Origin of the sequence: Streptomyces lunalinharesii (genome assembly GCF_039532155.1) — a bacterium.
GTDB classification, from domain to species: domain Bacteria; phylum Actinomycetota; class Actinomycetes; order Streptomycetales; family Streptomycetaceae; genus Streptomyces; species Streptomyces lunalinharesii.
Genome location: NZ_BAAARK010000041.1, coordinates 1 through 21373, shown reverse-complemented (window position 1 = coordinate 21373; position 21373 = coordinate 1). Strand labels below are relative to the sequence as shown.

General features: G+C 70.9%; 22 protein-coding genes. 8 read left to right on the top strand and 14 right to left on the bottom strand.

Annotation, left to right across the window (positions count from 1 at the left end; translation table 11 throughout):
• Positions 1-50 precede the first annotated feature (50 nt).
• Positions 51-845: a helix-turn-helix domain-containing protein gene (locus ABD385_RS35185; RefSeq protein WP_344583579.1), complete on the top strand. Its 795-nt coding sequence runs from the start codon at positions 51-53 to the stop codon at positions 843-845.
• Entirely contained in the window at positions 823-1122 is a 300-nt protein-coding gene (locus ABD385_RS35180) for a DUF397 domain-containing protein (RefSeq protein WP_344583578.1), read from the top strand. Before ABD385_RS35185 ends, ABD385_RS35180 begins: the two co-directional genes overlap by 23 nt.
• Before the next feature lie 67 nt (positions 1123-1189).
• Here ABD385_RS35180 and ABD385_RS35175 read toward each other — a convergent pair whose 3' ends face one another.
• Positions 1190-2797 carry an MDR family MFS transporter gene (locus ABD385_RS35175; RefSeq protein WP_486388775.1) on the bottom strand — a complete coding sequence of 536 codons (1608 nt, stop codon included), beginning with the start codon at positions 2795-2797 and terminating at the stop codon, positions 1190-1192.
• A gap of 200 nt (positions 2798-2997) precedes the next feature.
• On the opposite strand from ABD385_RS35175, the gene ABD385_RS35170 reads away from it, so the two are divergent.
• Positions 2998-3615: a TetR/AcrR family transcriptional regulator gene (locus ABD385_RS35170; protein ID WP_344583574.1), complete on the top strand. Its 618-nt coding sequence runs from the start codon at positions 2998-3000 to the stop codon at positions 3613-3615.
• Here the strand turns inward: ABD385_RS35170 and ABD385_RS35165 are convergent.
• Positions 3597-4286 carry a M23 family metallopeptidase gene (locus tag ABD385_RS35165; protein ID WP_344583572.1) on the bottom strand — a complete coding sequence of 230 codons (690 nt, stop codon included), beginning with the start codon at positions 4284-4286 and terminating at the stop codon, positions 3597-3599. The genes ABD385_RS35170 and ABD385_RS35165 overlap by 19 nt on opposite strands.
• Positions 4287-4780: 494 nt before the next feature.
• On the opposite strand from ABD385_RS35165, the gene ABD385_RS41450 reads away from it, so the two are divergent.
• Together ABD385_RS41450 and ABD385_RS35160 are read left to right on the top strand one after the other, a co-directional pair.
• A complete protein-coding gene (locus ABD385_RS41450; protein WP_425585547.1) occupies positions 4781-5077 on the top strand; it encodes an NACHT N-terminal Helical domain 1-containing protein in 297 nt (98 codons plus the stop codon).
• The gene (locus ABD385_RS35160; RefSeq protein ID WP_344583571.1) at positions 4963-5583 is read left to right on the top strand and encodes a hypothetical protein; all 621 of its coding nucleotides are present in this window, start codon (positions 4963-4965) and stop codon (positions 5581-5583) included. The genes ABD385_RS41450 and ABD385_RS35160 overlap by 115 nt, the downstream gene beginning before the upstream one ends.
• A gap of 33 nt (positions 5584-5616) precedes the next feature.
• On the opposite strand, the gene ABD385_RS35155 is transcribed toward ABD385_RS35160, so the two are convergent.
• Positions 5617-8142 (bottom strand): ATP-dependent Clp protease ATP-binding subunit, encoded by a 2526-nt coding sequence (locus ABD385_RS35155; RefSeq protein ID WP_344583570.1) that lies wholly within the window; start codon positions 8140-8142, stop codon positions 5617-5619.
• Between the two features lie 497 nt (positions 8143-8639).
• Between ABD385_RS35155 and ABD385_RS35150 the strand changes: the two genes are divergently transcribed.
• Positions 8640-9320, top strand: coding sequence for an SCO3374 family protein (locus ABD385_RS35150; RefSeq protein WP_344583569.1), 681 nt, complete (start codon positions 8640-8642; stop codon positions 9318-9320).
• On the opposite strand, the gene ABD385_RS35145 is transcribed toward ABD385_RS35150, so the two are convergent.
• From ABD385_RS35145 to ABD385_RS35100, 10 genes are all read right to left on the bottom strand, one after another.
• Entirely contained in the window at positions 9251-9583 is a 333-nt protein-coding gene (locus tag ABD385_RS35145) for a histone-like nucleoid-structuring protein Lsr2 (protein ID WP_344583568.1), read from the bottom strand. The two genes, ABD385_RS35150 and ABD385_RS35145, sit on opposite strands and share 70 nt — an antisense overlap.
• A 157-nt stretch (positions 9584-9740) precedes the next feature.
• The gene (locus ABD385_RS35140; protein ID WP_344583567.1) at positions 9741-10259 is read right to left on the bottom strand and encodes an amino-acid N-acetyltransferase; all 519 of its coding nucleotides are present in this window, start codon (positions 10257-10259) and stop codon (positions 9741-9743) included.
• Positions 10260-10268: 9 nt separating this feature from the next.
• The gene (locus ABD385_RS35135) at positions 10269-10739 is read right to left on the bottom strand and encodes a BlaI/MecI/CopY family transcriptional regulator (RefSeq protein ID WP_425585550.1); all 471 of its coding nucleotides are present in this window, start codon (positions 10737-10739) and stop codon (positions 10269-10271) included.
• 169 nt (positions 10740-10908) lie between these two features.
• Complete coding sequence (locus tag ABD385_RS35130) at positions 10909-11088, bottom strand: hypothetical protein (RefSeq protein WP_344583564.1); 180 nt, start codon at positions 11086-11088, stop codon at positions 10909-10911.
• Positions 11089-11148: 60 nt separating this feature from the next.
• On the bottom strand, positions 11149-11862 hold the full coding sequence (locus tag ABD385_RS35125; RefSeq protein ID WP_344583624.1) for a hypothetical protein: 714 nt from the start codon (positions 11860-11862) through the stop codon (positions 11149-11151).
• A gap of 157 nt (positions 11863-12019) precedes the next feature.
• On the bottom strand, positions 12020-12817 hold the full coding sequence (locus ABD385_RS35120; protein ID WP_344583563.1) for a type III pantothenate kinase: 798 nt from the start codon (positions 12815-12817) through the stop codon (positions 12020-12022).
• Between the two features lie 2 nt (positions 12818-12819).
• On the bottom strand, positions 12820-13884 hold the full coding sequence (gene nadC, locus ABD385_RS35115; RefSeq protein WP_344583562.1) for a carboxylating nicotinate-nucleotide diphosphorylase: 1065 nt from the start codon (positions 13882-13884) through the stop codon (positions 12820-12822).
• Complete coding sequence (locus tag ABD385_RS35110) at positions 13881-15695, bottom strand: L-aspartate oxidase (RefSeq protein WP_344583560.1); 1815 nt, start codon at positions 15693-15695, stop codon at positions 13881-13883. The genes nadC and ABD385_RS35110 overlap by 4 nt, the downstream gene beginning before the upstream one ends.
• Complete coding sequence (gene panC, locus ABD385_RS35105) at positions 15692-16894, bottom strand: pantoate--beta-alanine ligase (protein ID WP_344583558.1); 1203 nt, start codon at positions 16892-16894, stop codon at positions 15692-15694. Before panC ends, ABD385_RS35110 begins: the two co-directional genes overlap by 4 nt.
• A complete protein-coding gene (locus ABD385_RS35100; RefSeq protein ID WP_344583557.1) occupies positions 16891-18039 on the bottom strand; it encodes a Rossmann-like and DUF2520 domain-containing protein in 1149 nt (382 codons plus the stop codon). Before ABD385_RS35100 ends, panC begins: the two co-directional genes overlap by 4 nt.
• 249 nt (positions 18040-18288) lie before the next feature.
• On the opposite strand from ABD385_RS35100, the gene ABD385_RS35095 reads away from it, so the two are divergent.
• On the top strand, positions 18289-19500 hold the full coding sequence (locus tag ABD385_RS35095; RefSeq protein WP_344583556.1) for a threonine aldolase family protein: 1212 nt from the start codon (positions 18289-18291) through the stop codon (positions 19498-19500).
• 183 nt (positions 19501-19683) lie between these two features.
• On the opposite strand, the gene ABD385_RS35090 is transcribed toward ABD385_RS35095, so the two are convergent.
• Positions 19684-20046 (bottom strand): hypothetical protein, encoded by a 363-nt coding sequence (locus tag ABD385_RS35090; protein ID WP_344583554.1) that lies wholly within the window; start codon positions 20044-20046, stop codon positions 19684-19686.
• Positions 20047-20146: 100 nt separating this feature from the next.
• On the opposite strand from ABD385_RS35090, the gene ABD385_RS35085 reads away from it, so the two are divergent.
• Positions 20147-21256, top strand: a complete 1110-nt coding sequence (locus ABD385_RS35085; protein WP_344583553.1) for a DUF5937 family protein — start codon at positions 20147-20149, stop codon at positions 21254-21256.
• The last annotated feature ends 117 nt before the right edge of the window (positions 21257-21373 follow it).

Sequence of the window (21373 nt, the reverse complement as noted above, 5' to 3'; positions counted from 1 at the left end):
GTAAGGACCCTGACCCGTCTTCCAGCGTCCCGTGCTTCTACGGAGCCGAGTTGCGCTTCCTGCGAGAAAACGCGGGCCTCACGCAGGAGCAGTTAGTGGAGGGGAGCTTCCGCGGCGCTCCCCTCCTGAGCAAGATCGAACGTGGCGAGCTGGGCATGCCGATCGACCTGGCCATTCACATCGACAAGAAGCTCAGCACAGGTGGCTTCTTCCAACGCCACTGCGAGAACGTCCAACAAGCGCGCCGCTCGGGCATCGCCGCATACTTCGCGGACGTCGCGGAGATGGAGGAGCGCGCGACGACGATTGAAGAGTGGGCGCCCGGCGCTTTCCCCGGACTTTTGCAGACCGAGGCGTACGTCCGCAGGCTCATCCGGATGGGGAAGCCCTGGATGAAATCCACTGGGGTCGAAGAACTTGTCCGCGCACGCATCGCTCGCGCCGCGTTCTGGAAGCAGGACGATCGCGCCTACTACTGGGGCGTCCTCCACGAGGGACTCATCCGCAGGCCGTCGCTACCACCGGCCCAGATGGCCGACCAGTTGGAACACATCGTGGCAGTGGCCCAGTCCACCCGGTGCCTCCTGCAGCTCTTGCCTGAAACCAAGGCAAGTGACCCGCTGATGATGGGTGACCTGCGGGTCAGGACCTTCCCGGATGCGCCCCCGATCGCCTACACCGAGAACGTTCACAGTGGCCAAGTCATCGACTTTCCGCCGCTCGTGACGGAGTACCGAAGGTCGTACGATCTGCTCAGGGCCGCCGCACTGCCGCCTGAGGCGTCCCTAGCCATGATCGAAGAAGCGGCAAGGGGCTACCGACATGAAGCGCAGCAACAGGATTGACCTGGGCACGGCCACCTGGCGCAAGAGCAGCTACAGCAACCCCGACGGCGGCAACTGCGTCGAAGTCTCCGACGACTTCCTCTGCGCGGCCACCTGGCGCAAGAGCACCTACAGCAACGGCGACGGCGCCAACTGCATCGAGGTATCGGACACCCTCCCCGGCCTCGTCCCCGTCCGTGACAGCAAGGACCCGTTCGGGCCGGCGCTCGTGTTCCCGGCGGCCGGCTGGTCGGCGTTCGTCGGGGCCGTCAAGGGCGGGCAGTTGACCAGCGCCTGAGTACGCGAACGGCCCCTGGTGTACGTAACCGCACGTACACCAGGGGCCGTTCTCCGTCTCACGAGGCTCAGACGGCCTCGACGACCACCGGCCGCTCGACCGAGGCGTCAGCCTCGCCCGGCTTGGCGGACGGGCCGCCGCGCAGCGGGACCTCCTTCAGGAACCACGCCGCGACGAAGCCGATCACGCTGATGATCGCGCCCCACAGGAACACCTGGTGCGTACCGGACGACACCGCGTGCGCGTACGCGTCCTTCACCGGCGCCGGCAGGCTCGGCAGCGTCTTCGGGTCCATCTGGGCACCGCCACCGGTCATCTTCGCGCCGGCCGCGGCGCCGAGCTTCTCGATCATCGTGTCCTTCACCTGGTTGGTGAAGAGCGCGCCCATGATCGCGACGCCGAACGAGCCGCCGATGGTGCGGAACAGGGTGGCCGACGAGGAGCCGACGCCCATGTCCTTCATCTCGACGCTGTTCTGCGCGATCAGCATCGTGGTCTGCATCAGGAAGCCCATGCCGGCACCGAGCACCGCCATGTAGAGGCCCGAGGTCAGGCGCGTGGTGCCGACGCCCATCAGGGACAGCAGCACCAGGCCCACCGTGATCAGGCCGGCGCCGCCGGTCACGAAGATCTTGTACCGGCCGGACTGGGTGGTGACCCGGCCCGCGATCAGCGAGACCACCATCATCGCCAGCAGCATCGGCAGGAGCAGCAGGCCGGAGTTGGTGGCCGAGGCGCCCTGCACGGTCTGCTGGAACAGCGGCAGGAAGGTCATCGAGCCGAACATCACGAAGCCGACCAGGAAGCCGACGACCGTGACGAGGGAGAAGTTGGCGTTCCGGAAGATCCGCAGCGGGATGACCGGGTCGCTGACCTTGCGCTCGACGAAGACGAAGCCGACCAGCGCGACGACGGCCAGCACGCCCAGGCCCACGATCTGCTTCGACAGCCACTCGTACTCGGTGCCGCCCCAGGTGGTGAGCAGCACCAGCGAGGTGATGCCGATGGTCAGCAGGGCCGCGCCGGCGTAGTCGATCCGGGCCGCGGACCGCTTCTTCGGCAGGTGCAGCACCGCGGTGACCATGATCAGTGCGATCGCGCCGAGCGGCAGGTTGATGTAGAAGCTCCAGCGCCAGCCGAGGTGGTCGGTGATGGTGCCGCCGACCAGCGGGCCGCCGATCATCGCGACGGCCATGACACCGGCCATCATGCCCTGGTACTTGCCGCGCTCCCGCGGCGGAATCAGGTCACCGATGATGGCCATGACGCCGACCATCAGACCGCCGGCACCCAGGCCCTGCACGGCGCGGAAGCCGATCAACTGACCCATGTCCTGCGCCATGCCGGACAGCGCGGAACCGATCAGGAAGATCACGATGGACGTCAGGAAGACGCCCTTCCGGCCGTACATATCGCCGAGCTTGCCCCAGATCGGCGTGGACGCCGCGGTGGCCAGCGTGTAGGCCGTGACGACCCAGGACAGGTGCTCCAGCCCGCCCAGTTCACCCACGATCGTCGGCATCGCGGTGCCGACGATCATGTTGTCCAGCATCGCGAGGAGCATCGCGATCATCAGTGCGAAGAGCACCATCCGGACGCTGGCGGGCTGTTTGCCCGTGTCCTGCGCCGGCTCCCGTATTTCCCCCGCTGGGGTCGCTTTCCGCGACATCCCCATCACTTCCCCATCGTTTCTTACTTACTTGCCGCCCGGCTAGTTCTGTACAGTGCAAGATAAGAGGGTTACTAGCCGGGCGTCAAGTAAGTTTCTTGGCGCCGGGGTGGGTAGGTCCGTGACCAGCGGGGCAGCAGATGATTGCTGGAGGAACGGGCCGCGCCCGACCCCGCACCGACACCGCCGTCACGCAGGAGAGCAGCATGAGCAGCGCATCACAGCCGCGCCGGGGGAACACCCGTCAGCGCATCCAGGACGTCGCCCTGGAGCTGTTCTCCGAACACGGCTACGAGAAGACCTCGCTACGGGAGATCGCCGAACAGCTCGACGTCACCAAGGCCGCGCTCTATTACCACTTCAAGACCAAGGAAGACATCGTCGTCAGCCTCTTCGAGGACCTGGGGCGGCCCGTCGACGAGCTGATCGTCTGGGCACAGGAGCAGCCGCGCACCTTGGAGACGAAGCAGGAGGTCATCCGCCGCTACCACGAGTCGCTGCGGTCCGCCGAGGCCCTTTTCCGTTTCATGCAGGAAAACCAGGCCACCGTCCGTGACCTGACCATCGGGCTGCGCTTCAAGGAGCGGATGCTGACGCTCTACGGCCTGCTCAAGGAGGACGACGCCGAGCTGGTGGACCAGGTGCGCTGCCTCACCGCGCTGTTCACCATGCACGCGGGGATGTTCGCGATGCAGGAAATGGAGGGCGACCCCGAGGACAAGCGCGAAGCCGTCCTCAGGGTCGCCACAGAACTGGTCACGGCGGCGAACCCGCCGGGCCGCCGGCCAGCCCGGCCGGATTCAGCTCAGACGGCGTCGCCGTGAGCCCGCAGGAATCCGGTCGGCTCGATGCCCGACCCGTAGTTGGGGCCGGTGCGGACCTCGAAGTGCAGGTGCGGGCCGGTGGAGTTGCCGGTGCTGCCGGACAGGCCGATCTGCTGGCCGGTGGAGACCTGCTGACCCACCTGGACCTGGATCTGTGACAGGTGCGCGTACTGGGTGTACATCCCGTCGGCGTGCTTGATCACGATCGCGTTGCCGTAGGCCGGACCGTCGCCGCCGCCGTTCGGACCGGCCTTGACGACCGTGCCCGCGTGGACGGCGTGGACCTGGGTGCCGGTCGGCACGACGAAGTCCTGACCGCTGTGCTTGTGGGCCCAGTGGCTGCCGGGGATGCCGAAGGGCTCGCCGAGGACGTAGCTCTCGACCGGCTTCACCCAGGCGTTGGCCTTCTTCGCCGCGTCCACCTTGGCCTTCGCCGCGGCCGCCTTGGCGTCCGTGGCGGCCTTGGCCTGCGCGTCGGCCTGCGCGGCGACGGCCTTGCCGGCGCCCGCGGTCAGGTGCAGCAGCCCACTGTCGGCGGCGGTGGCGACACCGGCGCCCAGCGCGGCGGTGATGCCGGCGCCGGCGGCCACGAGGGCCACCCGGTGACGCAGCGCGGACTTGCCGGTCTTGGTGGAGTTCTTGGAATTGCGTATCGCGGCAAACTTCGGCATGCGGGTTTTTCCTCCAGGGAGAAGTGAATTGGTTTTCCCGGCTGCGGTCCGGGATCGCCATTCCTTGGTAACCCGCCTCCGCCCTGGCGCCAAGGCCCCCTTTCTACTACCGGGCCCCGTAATATCCACCGCGCTCAGGACTCACCCCGAGCCCGCCCCCAGCCACCCCCCAAACCCACTTCCACCTGCACTTTTACACCCCCACCGGGCACACCTCCCACCCCCCGCAACACCCCTACTCCCCCTAGTAGGACCAAAATCCCTGTGCGTCATGTCACGAGAACAAAGAGCCGCCGAGTGACCCGCGCTACACAATTCCGAGAACCAATGTGACCCGGGTTACGGGAAATCTGTGACCCTGGTTACGCAATTACCGATCCACCGCCCCCGCAATATCCGAAAACGCCTGACCGGCCCCCGCCCACCCTCCTGACCTGGCCCGGACAACACCACAGCCAGCAGGCCGTACCGGCCGGGGGGGGAACGGACCACACATGGACCCGTCAGCACTGGGCATCCGCCTCACGTCCGGCGCCGTCGCACCGCTCGTGGAGACGGCCGTCGCCAACGCCCCCGCCGCCACCCTCGCCGGCCTCGGCCCCCTCGCCATGGACGGCGTCCAGGCCGTCGCCCTCGGCCCCGCCGCGCTGGCGGATCGCCCACCCTCCGCTCCCAGTTGGGCGCTCAATGGGCGAAGCACGGCACCGAGCGCTACGCGGAGGAGATCCTCCAGCACCTCGGCGCCGACACCAGCCTCGCCGTTCCCTCCCCTGCCGAACTGCGCCTGCTGAAATCGGTCGGTGGGCGAAGCCGCATCACCGTCAGTGGCGAATTCCCCGTCGCGGATCTCCTCGACGGACTCGTCCCGGAGCAGCTCGGGCGTCTCGTACCGGCCGACAATCCCGTCGTCGGCGACCTGGCATTCCTCCGCGAGTTCCCGGCGCTGGAATCCCTGGCCCTCCGTGACTGCCCCGCCGTCACATCCGTCGCACCACTCACCGGCCTACCGCTGCGATATCCGGGGATCAGCGGCCCCCGCGGCGTCGGCGTGCGCGCCCCGCGCGGAATGGACGATCTCGGCGAAGCCGCCGGCGATTTCGCCGCGGACCAGTGGCGTGCCCTCTCTCGCCTCGACGACCTGGAGGACTTCCCCTTCGGCCTGACGGAAGGAGAATCAGCCTCCCGCATTCCCCGGGGCGTCCGTCTCCCCCAGGTGATGAAAACCCTCAGCCTCACCAATACGAGCAACCGCCCCGCCCCGGAACCCGGGCAACGCAAAACCGCCCCGGAACCGTAGAACGGTTCCGGGGCGGTTCGACGTAGAGCGGAACTACGCGTCCTTGCTCAGGTTGGGACCGGAGCCACCCGTCGCGGATTCCACCGGCGGGGCACTCGGCACCGCCGCCTTCTCCTCGCCGCGGAAGGTGAACTTGGTGGCCTCGCCCTCACCCTCCACGTCGACGACCACGATGTGGCCCGGACGCAGCTCGCTGAAGAGGATCTTCTCCGAGAGGGCGTCCTCGATCTCACGCTGGATCGTGCGGCGCAGCGGACGGGCGCCGAGCACCGGGTCGTACCCGCGCTTGGCCAGCAGCGACTTGGCCTCGCTGCTGAGCTCGATGCCCATGTCGCGGTCCTTGAGCCGCTCGTCCACCTTGTTGATCATGAGGTCGACGATCTGGATGATGTCTTCCTCGGTGAGCTGGTGGAAGACGACGGTGTCGTCGACACGGTTGAGGAACTCGGGCCGGAAGTGCTGCTTGAGCTCCTCGTTGACCTTGGCCTTCATCCGCTCGTAGCCGGTCTTGACGTCGCCCTGGGCGGCGAAGCCCAGGTTGAAGCCCTTGGAGATGTCCCGGGTGCCGAGGTTGGTGGTCATGATGATGACCGTGTTCTTGAAGTCCACGACCCGGCCCTGGGAGTCGGTCAGGCGACCGTCCTCCAGGATCTGCAACAGCGAGTTGAAGATGTCCGGGTGGGCCTTCTCGACCTCGTCGAAGAGGACCACCGAGAACGGCTTGCGCCGGACCTTCTCGGTCAGCTGGCCGCCCTCTTCGTAGCCCACGTAGCCGGGGGGCGAACCGAAGAGCCGGGAGACCGTGTGCTTCTCGCTGAACTCCGACATGTCGAGGGAGATCAGCGCGTCCTCGTCGCCGAAGAGGAACTCGGCGAGCGTCTTGGACAGCTCGGTCTTACCGACACCGGACGGACCGGCGAAGATGAACGAGCCACCGGGACGCTTGGGGTCCTTCAGACCGGCACGGGTACGGCGGATGGCCTGGGAGAGCGCCTTGATGGCGTCCTTCTGACCGATGACGCGCTTGTGCAGCTCGTCTTCCATCCGCAGGAGCCGCGAGGACTCCTCCTCGGTGAGCTTGAAGACCGGGATGCCCGTCGCCGTGGCGAGGACCTCGGCGATCAGCTCCTCGTCGACCTCGGCGACGACGTCCATGTCGCCGGCCTTCCACTCCTTCTCCCGCTTCGCCTTCGCGGCCAGGAGCTGCTTCTCCTTGTCGCGCAGGCCGGCGGCCATCTCGAAGTCCTGCGAGTCGATCGCGGACTCCTTCTCGCGGCGCACGTCGGCGATCTTCTCGTCGAACTCGCGCAGGTCCGGCGGCGCGGTCATCCGACGGATGCGCATCCGGGAACCGGCCTCGTCGATCAGGTCGATCGCCTTGTCCGGCAAGAAGCGGTCGGAGATGTAGCGGTCGGCGAGGGTGGCCGCGGCGACCAGGGCGGCGTCCGTGATGGACACGCGGTGGTGCGCCTCGTAGCGGTCCCGCAGGCCCTTGAGGATCTCGATGGTGTGCGGCAGCGACGGCTCGGCGACCTGGATCGGCTGGAAGCGGCGCTCCAGGGCCGCGTCCTTCTCCAGGTGCTTGCGGTACTCGTCGAGCGTCGTCGCACCGATGGTCTGCAGCTCGCCGCGCGCCAGCATCGGCTTGAGGATGCTGGCCGCGTCGATGGCGCCCTCGGCGGCGCCCGCGCCGACCAGGGTGTGCAGCTCGTCGATGAACAGGATGATGTCGCCGCGGGTGCGGATCTCCTTGAGGACCTTCTTCAGGCGCTCTTCGAAGTCACCGCGGTACCGGGAGCCGGCGACCAGGGCACCCAGGTCGAGGGTGTAGAGGTGCTTGTCCTTGAGGGTCTCGGGCACCTCGCCCTTGACGATGGCCTGCGCCAGGCCCTCGACGACCGCCGTCTTGCCGACGCCGGGCTCGCCGATGAGGACCGGGTTGTTCTTGGTGCGGCGGGACAGCACCTGCATGACCCGCTCGATTTCCTTCTCGCGCCCGATGACCGGGTCGAGCTTGGTCTCCCGGGCGGCCTGCGTGAGGTTGCGGCCGAACTGGTCCAGGACGAGGGAGGTCGAAGGCGTGCCCTCGGCGGGGCCGCCGGCGGTGGCGGCCTCCTTGCCCTGGTAGCCGGAGAGCAGCTGGATGACCTGCTGCCGCACCCGGTTCAGGTCGGCGCCCAGCTTCACGAGGACCTGGGCGGCGACGCCCTCGCCCTCGCGGATCAGGCCGAGCAGAATGTGCTCGGTGCCGATGTAGTTGTGGCCGAGCTGGAGGGCCTCGCGGAGCGAAAGCTCCAGGACCTTCTTGGCACGGGGGGTGAAGGGAATGTGACCGGACGGGGCCTGCTGACCCTGACCGATGATCTCCTCCACCTGCTGGCGGACCGCCTCGAGCGAAATGCCGAGGCTCTCCAGGGCCTTAGCGGCGACACCCTCACCCTCGTGGATCAGACCCAGGAGGATGTGTTCGGTGCCGATGTAGTTGTGGTTGAGCATCCGGGCTTCTTCCTGAGCCAGGACGACAACCCGCCGCGCACGGTCGGTGAACCTCTCGAACATCGTTAATCGCTCCTCAGAGCGGTCAGGCAGTTAGGGGTCGGTCCCCTCCCTGTCCTTCCGCATGCTAGTCCCGCAGGGCGGGACAGCTCATTCCAACTGCCGACACCCGTCCGGATCACCCCGCTCCGACGGGGAAATTTACTGCCGAACAGCTGACATCTGCTCCAACTCGATGGTGCGAGACGATGTTCCCGCAGGCCAGGCATATACGCATGCCGCCACTACGCCCGTGGCGAACGCGCCCCTCGCCGACACACCGCCCGCCGCCGACCAGAACTGGCAACAAACCGCCGAGCGCGCCGGTCACAGCGTCCCTTCCCACTGAGACTTTCTTACCCGCTGCCACTGACAGTCCATGCGGCGTGGGCCTTTCCCCTCCGCTACGGGCGAACATCCGCGCACCCAGGGATGCTTCCGCACTCCCCTCAGGCGCATACGCAACGCAACCGTTCACGCACGCCACGTAACCTTCCGCCGGGTCGGGAGTTGCACCGGGCATGGCCCCCGCGCTTCCACGACCCCGCGCCCCTCGCGCCACCGTCCGCCGGTGGTACGAGGAGGAGCTGGGCTGGGCGACCACCGGCACCCAGCCGCTGGAGCTGCTCACGGGGGTGCGCTTCGACGTCCTGGAGATGCCCGCCGATGCGGGCGGCGCCGTGCTGCGGCGGGTGCCGCGGACCGGCCCGGTCGCGCTGCTGCGGCCCGGAGGGGGCGCGAAGGCGGCGCAGGATCGACCGAAACTGCTCCTGCTCATCGCGGCCGGCGGCGCGGAGGAACTCCCGGGAATTCTGGACTGGCTGGAGTGGGGCACCCTGGCGGCGGATCTCACCGCGCGCGGGGCCGGCGGGCGGATGCCGGCGCCGGCGCTGCCCTCACGGGGCCGCGCATCGGGCGACTGTGGCCCGCGGGAGGCCGCGGGGTGGGTGCGGCCTCCCCGACCTGGGTACGAGGCGGAGAATTCCCTGCCCACCACGGGGATCGGGGCAGGAATCGGGGACGGTGGGGGCGCCCCCGACCTCGTACGGCTCGTGAGCACGGCGGCAACGGAGTGCCACCGGGCCCGATTGGTACGTGCTCGTAATGGTCAATCGGATCGCGCGTACGGCGATCAGCCGTTGGCCTTCTCGAATGCCTCGCGAATGTCGGCGGGGACACGGCCACGGTCATTGACGTTGTAGCCGTTCTCCTTCGCCCAGGCGCGGATCTTCGCGGTGTCCGGGGAGCCGACGGAAGCCGCGCGGGCCTTGCCGCGGCCAGCGGAACGGCCACCGGTCTTGCGGCCGGCCTTCACGAAGTCGGCGAGCGAGTCGCGAAGCTTCTCCGCGTTGGCGTCGGAGAGGTCGATCTCGTAGGACTTACCGTCGAGAGCGAACGTCACGGTCTCGTTGGCCTCGCCACCGTCGAGGTCGTCGACAAGAAGAACCTGAACCTTCTGTGCCACCAGGATTCCCTTTCATCGAATGCGGATTACGACGGAAAGCAAACCGCTTTTCCGGGAAAAACACAAACCCTTGGGTAGGGTTCACTTGCCCACCCGACGGGGAACGCATGCTTCCGTAGCCATGAGATAGGGGAGCGATTCGGACATAGAACGCTGATCACAGGTGCAGAAGCATGCGGCTGTTGCCCAGGGTGTTGGGCTTCACTCGTTCGAGCCCGAGGAACTCCGCAACGCCCTCGTCATAGGAACGCAGCAGTTCGCTGTACACATCCCCGTCTACGGGTGTCTCGCCGATCTCCACGAAGCCGTGCTTGGCGAAGAAGTCGACTTCGAAGGTGAGGCAGAAAATTCGCCGCACTCCCAGCCAGCGGGCGGTGGCCAGCAGCTTGGCCAGGACGTGGTGGCCGACCCCGGTGCCGCGTTCCGTCCGGTCCACCGCCAGGGTGCGGACCTCGGCCAGGTCTTCCCACATGACGTGCAGTGCTCCGCAGCCGACGACCTCGCCGTCCTCGTCGCGCTCCGCCACCCAGAACTCCTGGATGTCCTCGTAAAGCGTGACGGTGGCTTTGTCGAGCAGGATCCCGTCGCGCGAGTAGGCGTCGATGAGGCGGCGGACCGCCGGTACATCGCTGGTCCGGGCACGGCGGACGGTGAGGCCTTTTGAATGCGCTGGCATGCCCGGACGCTATCGCTCCTTGCCGCCGGGCTCCGCTCCGGGTTCAACTCCTTCGCCGGCCGGCGCTTCATCCGCGGCTTGCGGCTCTTCTTCCCGGGCTGGTTCCCCGGGGTGTTCCGGGGGCGCCGGCTGTTCTTCCTCGGCGACGGGCCGATCGTCGACCTGCACCATCCGTACGGCATCGCGGAGGGCTTGCCGTTGTTCCGTCGACATCATGCCGAAGAAGGCCACTAGTGCGGCCGCGGGGTTGTCACTGGCGGACCACGCTTCGTTCATCAGTGCGGCCGAGTAGGCGGCGCGAGTGGAGACCGCCTCATATCGATAGGCGCGGCCTTCGGCTTCGCGGCGCACCCAGCCCTTCTGATGCAGGTTGTCCAATACGGTCATGACCGTGGTGTAGGCGATCGACCGTTCCTTCTGGAGATCCTCCAGAACTTCTCGAACGGTCACCGGGCGGTTCCACTCCCAGACCCGCGTCATCACCGCGTCTTCCAGATCACCCAAGCGTCTCGGCACACAAGAAGAATAGTGGGAGATGTCGCGAATGCCGGTTGATCTGGTTGCGTTTGGTCCGGAAAAAGGAAGTACGGCCCGGGACGGTCAATCCCGGGCCGTACTGAGCGGGTGATCCGCCGGAAATGGGGGCGGTTCAGGCGCCGAACGCCTTGGGCTCCTGCCCGGCGGCCTCGGCGCGGGCGAACGCCTCGTCGACGGCCGCGTCCTCCTTCGACTTGTTCTGACCGCCCTGGCTCTTGATGATCGTGACGATCAGGCAGGTGAAGGCGACGGCCATCACTACGGGCGGGAGCAGCGCGGCAACGTAATCCATGGCAGGGGCCTCCTTCAGGGCATGAGCCCGCGACGACTACCCCGCCAGAGTACGCAGCGCTCAGGCGGTGCGGGTCTCCGGGGGCGGGGCCGGCTTGCGGCGGGGCGGGAACACCTCGCCCGGCGTCGGGATCGGGCGGTCGGGTCGGGGCTCCCTGGGGCGCTGCCCGGGCTTGGGCGGCTCCCGGCGGGGTCCCGGTCGCGGTTCCTGTTGGGGGTCCTGCTTCGGGTCCGTCTCGGAGTCCGCCCCGGTGGTCGCGGCGCTGCGGGAGGCCAGGGCCGGAGGGCGCGGGCGGGCGCCGGTGCGGCCGTTCGACGGGGCGTGCGGGGAGGCGCCGGAGCGCCCGCCGGGCAGCGCGCGCAGCCGGGCCCGTACGGATTGTTCGGCCAGTCGCTCGCAGTGCCGGAGGAGGGCGCTGCGGCGTTTGCGCTCGGTCTCGACGGCGGGCCGGGCGAGCAGCGCGCGCAGCGCGGCGAGGTCGTCGGGGCCGGGGACGTGACCGGCCGTCAGCGCCTCCTGGAGCCGCGCGAGGTAGCCGGTGGCGGCGCCGGGCAGGGCGTCGCGGTAGCGGGCGAGGTCGGCGAGCAGGAAGGCGCGCAGGCGGGCGCCTTCGCGGACCGCCTCGTCCACCGCCTCCGCCAGCCGGAGGTATTCCTGGACGTCCTGCGACCGGTCGGGGGCGGGGACGCCCAGGGGCGCGGCGCGGGAGGTCGTCTGGAGGGCATGGGCGAGGGCGCGACGGAGAACACGCAACTCATCGGCGCCGAAGGCCATGCCGCCGCGGGATCCGTATGGCATTGGCATGCCGCGACTTTACGACTAATTCGGACAAAAGCCTCTTAATTTGGATCGGTGGCGCGGCAGCGGGGCGCACGTCACACGGGCGCGCCAGTGCGGTGCCGGGCGCGCCCCTGCTGCCCGCGGGCCGTGGTTACAGCCGGCCCACGTTGCGCTCGTACACCAGCCGCAGGCCGATGAGGGTGAGCCAGGGCTCGTGCTCGTCGATCACCGAGGACTCGCCGAGCACCATCGGGGCCAGCCCGCCGGTGGCGATCACCGTCACGTCGTCGGGGTCGTCGGCCAGTTCCCGGGCCATCCGCTGCACCACGCCGTCCACCTGGCCGGCGAAGCCGTAGAGGATGCCGGACTGCATCGCCTCGACGGTGTTCTTGCCGATGACGCTGCGCGGCCGGGCCAGTTCGATCTTGCGGAGCTGGGCGCCCTTGACGCCCAGTGCGTCCACGGAGATCTCGATGCCGGGGGCGATCACGCCGCCGACGTACTCCCCTCGGGTGCTCACCGCGTCGAAGGTGGTCGCGGTGCCGAAGTCGACGACGACCGCGGGGCCGCCGTACAGCTCGACGGCCGCCAGCGCGTTGATGATCCGGTCGGCGCCGACCTCCTTGGGGTTGTCCATGAGGATCGGGACGCCCGTTTTGACGCCCGGTTCCACCAGGACGGCGGGGACGTCCCCGTAGTAGCGGCGGGTCACCTCGCGCAGCTCGTGGAGCACCGAGGGGACCGTGGAGCAGATGGAGATGCCCTCGATGTTGTCGCCCAGGTCGTCCCCGAGCAGCGGGTGCATGCCCATCAGGCCCTGGAGCAGGACGGCCAGTTCGTCGGCGGTCCGCCGGGAGTCGGTGGAGATCCGCCAGTGCTCGACGATCTCGTCACCGTCGAACAGGCCCAGCACGGTGTGCGTGTTGCCTACGTCGATGGTCAGCAACATGGTCAGCGGCTCTCGTCGTCGTGCGGGCCGGCGGGGGCGTCGGCGTCGTCGCCCTCGCGCAGGTCCAGGCCGATGTCGAGGACCCGGGCGGAGTGGGTGAGCGCGCCCACCGCGAGGTAGTCGACGCCGGTCCGGGCGTATGCGGCGGCGTTGTCGAGGGAGAGCCGGCCGGAGGACTCCAGCATCGCGCGGCCGGCGACCAGCTCCACCGCCTCGCGGGTCTGCTCCGGCGTGAAGTTGTCCAGCAGGATCAGGTCGGCGCCCTCGGCGAGGATCGGCGGGATCTGGTCGATCCGGTCGACCTCGACCTCGATCGGGACGCCGGGGAACTCGCTCCGCACGGCCGTGAACGCCGCCGCGACGCCGCCCGCCGCCACGACGTGGTTGTCCTTGATGAGCGCCGCGTCGGACAGCGACATGCGGTGGTTGACGCCGCCGCCGCAGCGCACCGCGTACTTCTCCAGGGCGCGCAGGCCCGGCGTCGTCTTGCGGGTGTCGCGGACCTTGGCCGCGGTGCCGTCGAGGACGTCCGCCCAGGTGCGGGTCAGGGTGGCGATGCCGGACAGCCGGCCCAGGAGGTTGAGCGCGCTGCGCTCGGCGGTGAGCAGGTCGCGGGTGCGCGTGGTGACGGACAGCAACTTCTGCCCGGCCACGACCCGTTCGCCGTCCTCGACGTGCCGTTCGACGGCGAACTCGTCGGTGCACACCACGGACAGCACCGCTTCTGCGATCCGCAGCCCGGCGATCGTGCCGTCCTCACGGGCCGTGAAGTCCCCGGTGGCGACGGCGTCTTCGGGGACGGTCGCCACGGTCGTCACGTCCACGCCCTGGTCGAGGTCCTCCTCGATGGCCATGTGCGCGATGTCCTCCACCTGGACGGGGTCGAGCCCGGCGGTCAGCAGGAGCGCGGCCAGGTCGGGGTCGAGCCCGCAGGTCAGCGGGTCCAGCTCGTAGCCGTCGCCGTCGTCGGCGGCGCACCCGCAGGCGTCGCCGCAGCCTCCACCGGCGGCAGCGGCGCCGGGCCGGCCGATCTGGAGGAGGGGGAGGTCGTCGGGGGTGCTGCTCACGGGGTGGGCTCCGTATCGGGAGTGGGGGCGGGCTGAGGGGCGGTGCCGGCGGTCGGCGGGAAGCCGGCGGTCCGTGTGGTGCGGATGTTCAGGGTGCGGTCGGCGCCGAGGGTGATGCGGAAGTGCCGGCGCCACAGGGCATCGTCGCGGTCCGGGTGGTCCTCGCGCCAATGGCAGCCGCGGGTCTCCTCGCGGCGCCGTGCGGCGGCGACCAGGACGCGGGCGACGCACAGCAGGTTGGTGGCCTCCCAGGCTTCCACACCGGGCTCGGGGGCCTTGGCGGCGGCCGGGGAGGCGTCCACAGCCGCCTCGGCGGCCTCCCGCTGGAGGCGGTCGAGGTCGTCGGCGGCGCGGGCGAGGCTGGCTGCGCTGCGCAGCACGCCGGCACCGGCGGTCATGATCCGTTGGACGGCGGTACGGGCCTCGGGCACCAGGAGGGGCAGCGGGGCGCGGGCCTCCACGGGGGCGGCGGCCGGGGCCGTCGTCCCGTTGGCGGTGATGTCCGCGGCGATCCGCTCCGCGAACACCAGGCCCTCCAGGAGGGAGTTGGAGGCCAGCCGGTTGGCGCCGTGAACGCCGGTGCAGGCCACCTCGCCGCACGCGTACAGGCCGGGCACGGTGGTCCGGCCGTACAGGTCGGTGCGGACGCCGCCGGAGGCGTAGTGGGCGGCCGGGGCTACCGGGATCGGCTCGGTGACCGGGTCGATGCCGTGCGCGCGGCAGGCGGCCAGGATGGTCGGGAAGCGGTGCTCCCACATCTGGGCGCCGAAGTGCCGGGCGTCCAGGTACATGTGCCCGACGCCCTGCTCCTGGGCGCGCCGCATGATCGCCTTGGCCACGATGTCGCGCGGGGCGAGTTCGGCGAGTTCGTGCTGGCCGACCATGAAGCGGGTGCCGTCCGCGTCGACCAGGTGGGCGCCCTCGCCGCGCACGGCCTCGGAGATCAGCGGCTGTTGGCCCTCCGCGTCCGGCCCCAGGTAGAGCACGGTCGGGTGGAACTGGACGAATTCGAGGTCCGAGACCTCGGCGCCGGCGCGCAGCGCCAGGCCCACCCCGTCGCCGGTGGAGACGGGCGGGTTGGTGGTCGCGGAGAACACCTGGCCCATGCCCCCGGTGGCGAGCACCACCGCTGGCGCGTGGACGGCACCGACGCCGTCGTGCTGGCCCTCCCCCATGACGTGCAGGGTGACGCCGGCCGTGCGGCCCTCGGCGTCCGTGAGGAGGTCGAGGACCAGGGCGTTCTCGATGGTGCGCAGGTCCGCCGGCCGGCCGTCGCCCCGGGGCGTGGGGGCGTCGGGCGCGCCGCTGTCGGCCGCGCGGACCGCGGCGACCAGCGCGCGGGAGATCTCCGCCCCGGTCGCGTCGCCGCCGGCGTGCGCGATCCGGCGGCGGTGGTGGCCGCCCTCCCTGGTGAGCGCGATCTCGTCGCTCCCGGCGGCGGTGTCGAAGCGGGCGCCGGCCGCGATCAGCCGGTGGACGGCGTCCGGGCCCTCGGTCACCAGCGTCCGCACGGCCTCCTCGTCGCACAGGCCGGCGCCCGCGACGAGGGTGTCGGCCAGGTGCTGTTCGGGGCTGTCGCCGTCCCCCAGGGCCGCGGCGATGCCGCCTTGTGCCCAACGGGTGGAGCCGTCGTCGAGCCGGGCCTTGGTGACGACGACGGTCCGGCGGCCGGCGGCGGCGCAGCGCAGCGCGGTGGTCAGCCCGGCCACGCCGGAGCCCACCACGACGACGTCCGCCGTGATGGACCAGCCGGGGGCGGGGGCGGTGAGGCGTATGCCGGTGGGGCCGGCGGCGGTTCCGGTAGCGGTCATCGGGTCGCTCCGAGGGGGCCGTGAGGTGGAGTGGACTTCCTGGTTTTCCGGGGGGCTGCGGGGATCGCTCCGGCCGTGGGCTCCTGGGAGGCGGCGGGCTCCTCCCGGGAGGCGGTGTGCGGCTCCTTGGCGACGGCCGGGGACGGGTCCCCGCCGGCGGGGAACACGAGCCGGATGTTGTCGATGAGCCGGGTGGTGCCCACCTTGGCGGCCACCGCGAGGATCGCCTCGCCCTCGTACCCGTCGCGGACCTCGGTGAAGTCGCGGGGGTCGATCAGCGCCAGGTAGTCCAGGTCGAGCGGCGGGTCCAGGTGGGCGGCGTCCTCCAGCACCACACCGGCCGCGGCGCGGGCCACGGACGGGCCGTGCAGGGGGCCGGCGGCGTGGGCGACGGCGTGCGCGTCGGCGGCCGCCCGGTCCTCGCCGAGGGCGGCGAGTGCCGCGGAACGGTCCTGTCCGGGGTGTCCGGCGGAGGCGGCGCGGTCGCGCAGTGCCTCCTCGGCGGTGAGTCGGTCGCGGGCGGCGAACAGCGCCGCGGACAGCGCGAGCGCGGTGTGGCGCTCCGGGCCGGACAGGTAGCGGTTGCGGCTGGAGCGGGCCAGTCCGTCGGCCTCCCGGACCGTGGCGACGCCGACGATCTCGACCGGGAAGTTCAGGTCGGCGGCCATCCGTCGGATGACGGCGAGCTGCTGGGCGTCCTTCTCCCCGAAGAGCGCCAGGTCCGGCGCGGTCAGGTGGAGCAGCTTGGCAACGACGGTGAGCACCCCGTCGAAGTGCCCGGGGCGGCTGGCGCCCTCCAGGACGGTGCCCATGGGGCCGGCGGAAATGCGGATCTGCGGTTCCCCGCCCGGGTAGACCTCGTCGGCCGACGGTGCGAAGACGGCGTCGGCGCCCGCCCCGGCGGCCAGCACCACGTCGTCGTCCAGGGTCCGCGGGTAGCGGTCGAGGTCCTCGCCCGCCCCGAACTGCAGGGGGTTGACGAACACCGTGACCACTACCTGGCCGTGCGGTCCGACCCGTTCCCGGGCGGCGCGGATCAGGGCGGCGTGCCCGTCGTGCAGCGCACCCATGGTCATGACAACGGCGCGGACGCCGCTGCGGCGCGGCAGTGCCCGCAGCTCCGCGGCGGTGTGGACGAGCTCGGGGCCCGGGGCCGGTCGGGCGGTGCCCGGGGGCGGGCTGACGGGCGAGGAGGTCATGAGCCGCCTCCGTGGGGGCCGTGGTCGGGCGACGCGGGGTCGTCGGGGGACGCGGAGTCGCCCGGGGCATCGGAACCGTCCGCGGGCGCGGGGCCGGCGGCGTTCATGGGGTCCGTGCCCTGGGGGCGGGCGGCCGGCGGTTCGCCGGTGGGGTGGTCGGCGGCTTCGGACCGCTCGCCCTGGGGGCCGTCGGGGGACCCCTGCTCCCCCGGCCGCGCGCCCGGGTCGGTACCGCTGTCGGGAGCGGGTCCCGCGAGCACGTCCAGCAGTTCCTCGGCCAGTTCCGGCTTGAGCAGACCGTGCGCCAGCGCCCGGTCGGCGGTCGTGCGGGCCATGGCCAGGTAGCCGGCGAGGGCCTGCGGGGCGTGCGTGCGCAGCTCCGCCACGTGGGCCGCGACCGTGCCGGCGTCGCCCCGGGCCACCGGGCCCGTCAGGGCGGCGTCACCGGACCGCAGCGCGTTGTCCAGGGCCGCGCCGAGCAGCGGGCCGAGCATCCGGTCCGGAGCCTGCACGCCGGCCTTCTGGAGCAGTTCCATGGCCTGCGCCACCAGGGTGACCAGGTAGTTCGCGCCGATGGCGAGCGCCGCGTGGTAGAGCGGACGGGCAGATTCCGCGATCCACTCGGGCTCCCCGCCCATCTCGATGACCAACGCCTCCGCGGCCATCCGCAGTTCCTCCGGGGCGGTCACCCCGAACGGGCAGCCGGCCAGCCGCTGCACGTCCACGGACGTCCCGGTGAACGTCATGGCCGGGTGCAGGGCCAGCGGCAGCGCACCGGCCCTGGTGGCCGGCTCCAGCACGGCCGTTCCGAAGCGGCCGGAGGTGTGCACCAGCAGCTGGCCCGGGCGTACCGCACCGGTCTCGACGAGCCCCGCCACCAGGTCCGCCAGGGCGTCGTCGGGGACGGTCAACAACACGAGGTCCGCACGGGCGAGCACCTCGCCCGGGGTGACCAGGGGGACGCCGGGCAGCATCTCGGCGGCGCGTCGGACGGAGGCGTCGGAGACCCCCGAGACGGCCACCGGACGATGCCCCGCGAGGCGCAGCGCCGCGGCGAGCGCGGGCCCGACGCGACCTGCGCCGACGACTCCGACGGTGAGTCGGGCGGGCCGGTCCTGGGCCTCGATGGAGGGATGTGGGTTCACGGGGCGACGGCCTTCCGTTCCAGTCCGCGAGGGGTACCGGACGATTCGTCGCCATGCTACGCGAGTGCCTCCCGCCGCCCGGAGAGCCGTACGGAGGGTGAGACGAGGGTCTCGAACGACAAACGGAACCCCTCACTCCGCACCGGTTCGGAGAGTTATCCACAGCCCTCGCGGCGCCGTCGCCGGCTGCGCGATGATCGGTCCCGACACCCGGCGCGGACGGCGCGGGACGGAGCGAAGGCGGGGGCCATGACCGAGAACGGACAACAGCGCACGACGGGGCTCGACACCCCAGTGGTGGACGACGGGGAGCGCGACACGGCCGACGACCGGGCGCGACGGTTCGCCGCGTACCGCGGTGCGGTGCGGACGCTGTCCGGCTCCCGCCCGCCGGAGACGCTCGCCGAGCGGCTGGCCCGCCTGACGACCGACGCCCCCGGCGCGTACGACCTCGACGACTGGACGGACCTCTACGGCAACGACGACGGCATCGTCGGCGCATTGGAGCGCCGCACCGCCGAAGCCCTGGGCACCGCGGCCGCCGTGTTCTTCCCGACCGGCACGATGGCGCAACAGGTGGCGCTCCGCTGCTGGGCAGGCCGCACCGGCAACGCCACGGTCGCCGGCCACCCGCTGTCCCACCTGGAGGTCCACGAGCGCCACGCCTACGCCGTGGTCAGCGGACTGCGCATGGTGCACCCGACGCGCGCCCCGCGCCTGCCGACCGCCGCGGAGGTCTACGACCTGGAGGAACCGTTCGGCACCCTCGCCCTCGAACTCCCGCTGCGGGACGCCGGATACGTCCTCCCCAGCTGGCCGGAGCTGAAGTCGGTGGTCGCCGCGGCCCGGGACCTCGACGCGGTGGTGCACTTCGACGGCGCCCGACTCTGGGAGTGCACCGCGCACTTCGGCAAACCGCTCCCGGAGATCGCCGCTCTCGCGGACAGCGTCTACGTCTCCTTCTACAAGTCGCTGGGCGGCATCGCGGGCGCCGCGCTGGCGGGCACCGAGGAGTTCGTCGCGGAAGCCCGCGCCTGGCGCCACCGCTACGGCGGTCAGCTGTTCCAGCAGTGGCCGACCGCGCTCGCCGCCCTGGTCGGGCTGGACCACGAGCTCCCTCGGCTACCCGAGTACACCGCCCAGGCCAAGACCGTCGCGCGGGCCTTGCGGGAGGGCCTGGCGGAGGCCGGCGTGCCATGGTTCCGGGTGCACCCCGAAGAGCCGCACACCCACCAGTTCCAGCTGTGGCTGCCCCACTCACCGCAGGTGTTGAACGAAGCCGGCACCCGTCAGGCGGAAGAGACCCGCACGGCGCTGTTCCCACAGTGGTACGAACCCGACTCGACCGGACCGCCCGGCGTCGCGATGACGGAGGTGACGGTCGCTTCCCCCGCACTGGAATGGACGGCGGAGGAGATACGCACGGCGGTGGGCGAGTTCGTCCGGCGCATCGACGACTGACGGTGGCAGCAGCGGGACCGGTGACAGCCACGCCTTCGCGGCACGTGCGGGAAGGGCCGCGGCCCGGTCGTTCCCGGTGTGCCCTGCTCCGGGGTGGCTGCTCGGAGGTGGCTCCGGGGTGACTGCTCCGAGGTGACTGCTCCGGGGCGGCCGTTCCTGGGCGACCGTTCCCGGGCGACCCGCTCAGGCATCGCTCGCTCCGGCGTTGGGCCGGCCTGCGAGCGCGGTGGTGGCACGGTCCGCACTCCCGCGGGCGCCGGCCTCGCGGTCGGCGACCGGTCGGCTGGGAGCGGGACGGACCGGTGCGGCGGCGCTGTCGTCCAGGGGCCGGACGCGGCGAGCCAGCCGTGCCGCGAGCCCCCGTGCGATGCGCCCGTCACTCCCCCACCAGCGTTCCGCGGGATCGGTGACCACGGCCTTGAAGCGGCGCCACTGCCGGATCTCCCGGACGGTGCGGACGGTGGCCTCACCCGGGGCGGGCGGGGCGGCCTCGCCCCGCTGGGCGGCACGGTAGCTGTCGAGGAGGTGCTGCTGCATGGTGTCCATGGCCCTCACTGTGAGACCGCCGGACGACCCCTGGCGCGCCGATTGACGAGAGCCGTCAATCGACGACGCCGCAGGTCACGGCCTCGCGCATGATGGTCACATGGCCAACGTCATCGACATCACCGGGCTGCCGCTGGAGCGCCTCGTCTTCGCGCCCTCACCGCTGGCGGAGCTGGGTGCGGCGCTGCACGCGCTGTCCGAGCCGGGACACCACCCCGGGCTGCACGGTTGGGTCACCGCGACCAACGCCGGGCTGAAGACCGACCTGGCGGACCGGCTGTGCGAAGCGGACTTCCTGTGGCGGTCCGCCCGCTCGGACATCCTGCTGCCCACCCGCCCCGGAGCGACCCTCGCCGAGGAACTGGACGAACTCGACGGGATCGACGACGAGCGGTTCGTGGCCGCCGCGTTCGAGATCAGCTGCTCCCCCAAGTACACCCGCCCCACGCCGTCGCCCCTGGTCGACGAGCACGAGCGGGCACGCGTGCGGGAGATGGCGGCGGCTCGCGGACCACGGCAGGCGGCGTTCACGGACCGGATGCTGACCGACCCCGACGGCCTGCGGGTGTGGCTGCGCCGCCTCTTCGAGGACTGCGAAGCCGCGTTCTTCGGGGACATCTGGCGGCGGGTGAGCATCCAGTTGGCCGCCGACGCACGACACAAGACCGAGTTGTTGCGCCGCAAGGGGCTCGCGGAAACGCTGACCGCGACCTCACTGGCGCTGACGCTGGAGGAGGCCCAAGACGGCACTGGCACCACCCGCATCCTGGTCGACAAGCTGGCCAGTGGGCGCACGACGGGATTCGCCGACCCGGCCGACCCCGGCCTCACGTTCATCCCGACGTCGTTCGGTTGGCCACATCTGGTGTTCAGCCACGCACCCGGCTGGCGCCCGGTGCTCCAATACCCCGTCGCCAGCCCGGAGTTGCCGGCACCCGCCACGCTGGAACTCGTCCAACAACGACTGGAGGCACTCGGCCACCCGATGCGGATGCAGCTGTGCCGCACCCTCTCGCGGGGACCGCACACGACCGGAGAACTGGCCAACGCGTTCGGCATCACGTCGCCGGAGGTGTCGCGCCACATCGCGGTGCTGAAGAAGGCCGGCCTGCTCCAGACCCGGCGCCGCGGGCGTTACGTCCTGCACCAGCTGGACCTCCAGGTCGTGGCCCGACTGGGCAGCGACTTCCTGGAGGGCGTACTGCGGTGAAGTGAGCTGAAGTGAGCGGTGGCACCGGACGGCAACCGGGGCGGGGAGGAGGGAGGAGGGGAGGAGAGGCCGAGGGGGTGGGGAGGGGAGGGGGCGGGGGGGGGCCCGAACGGACGG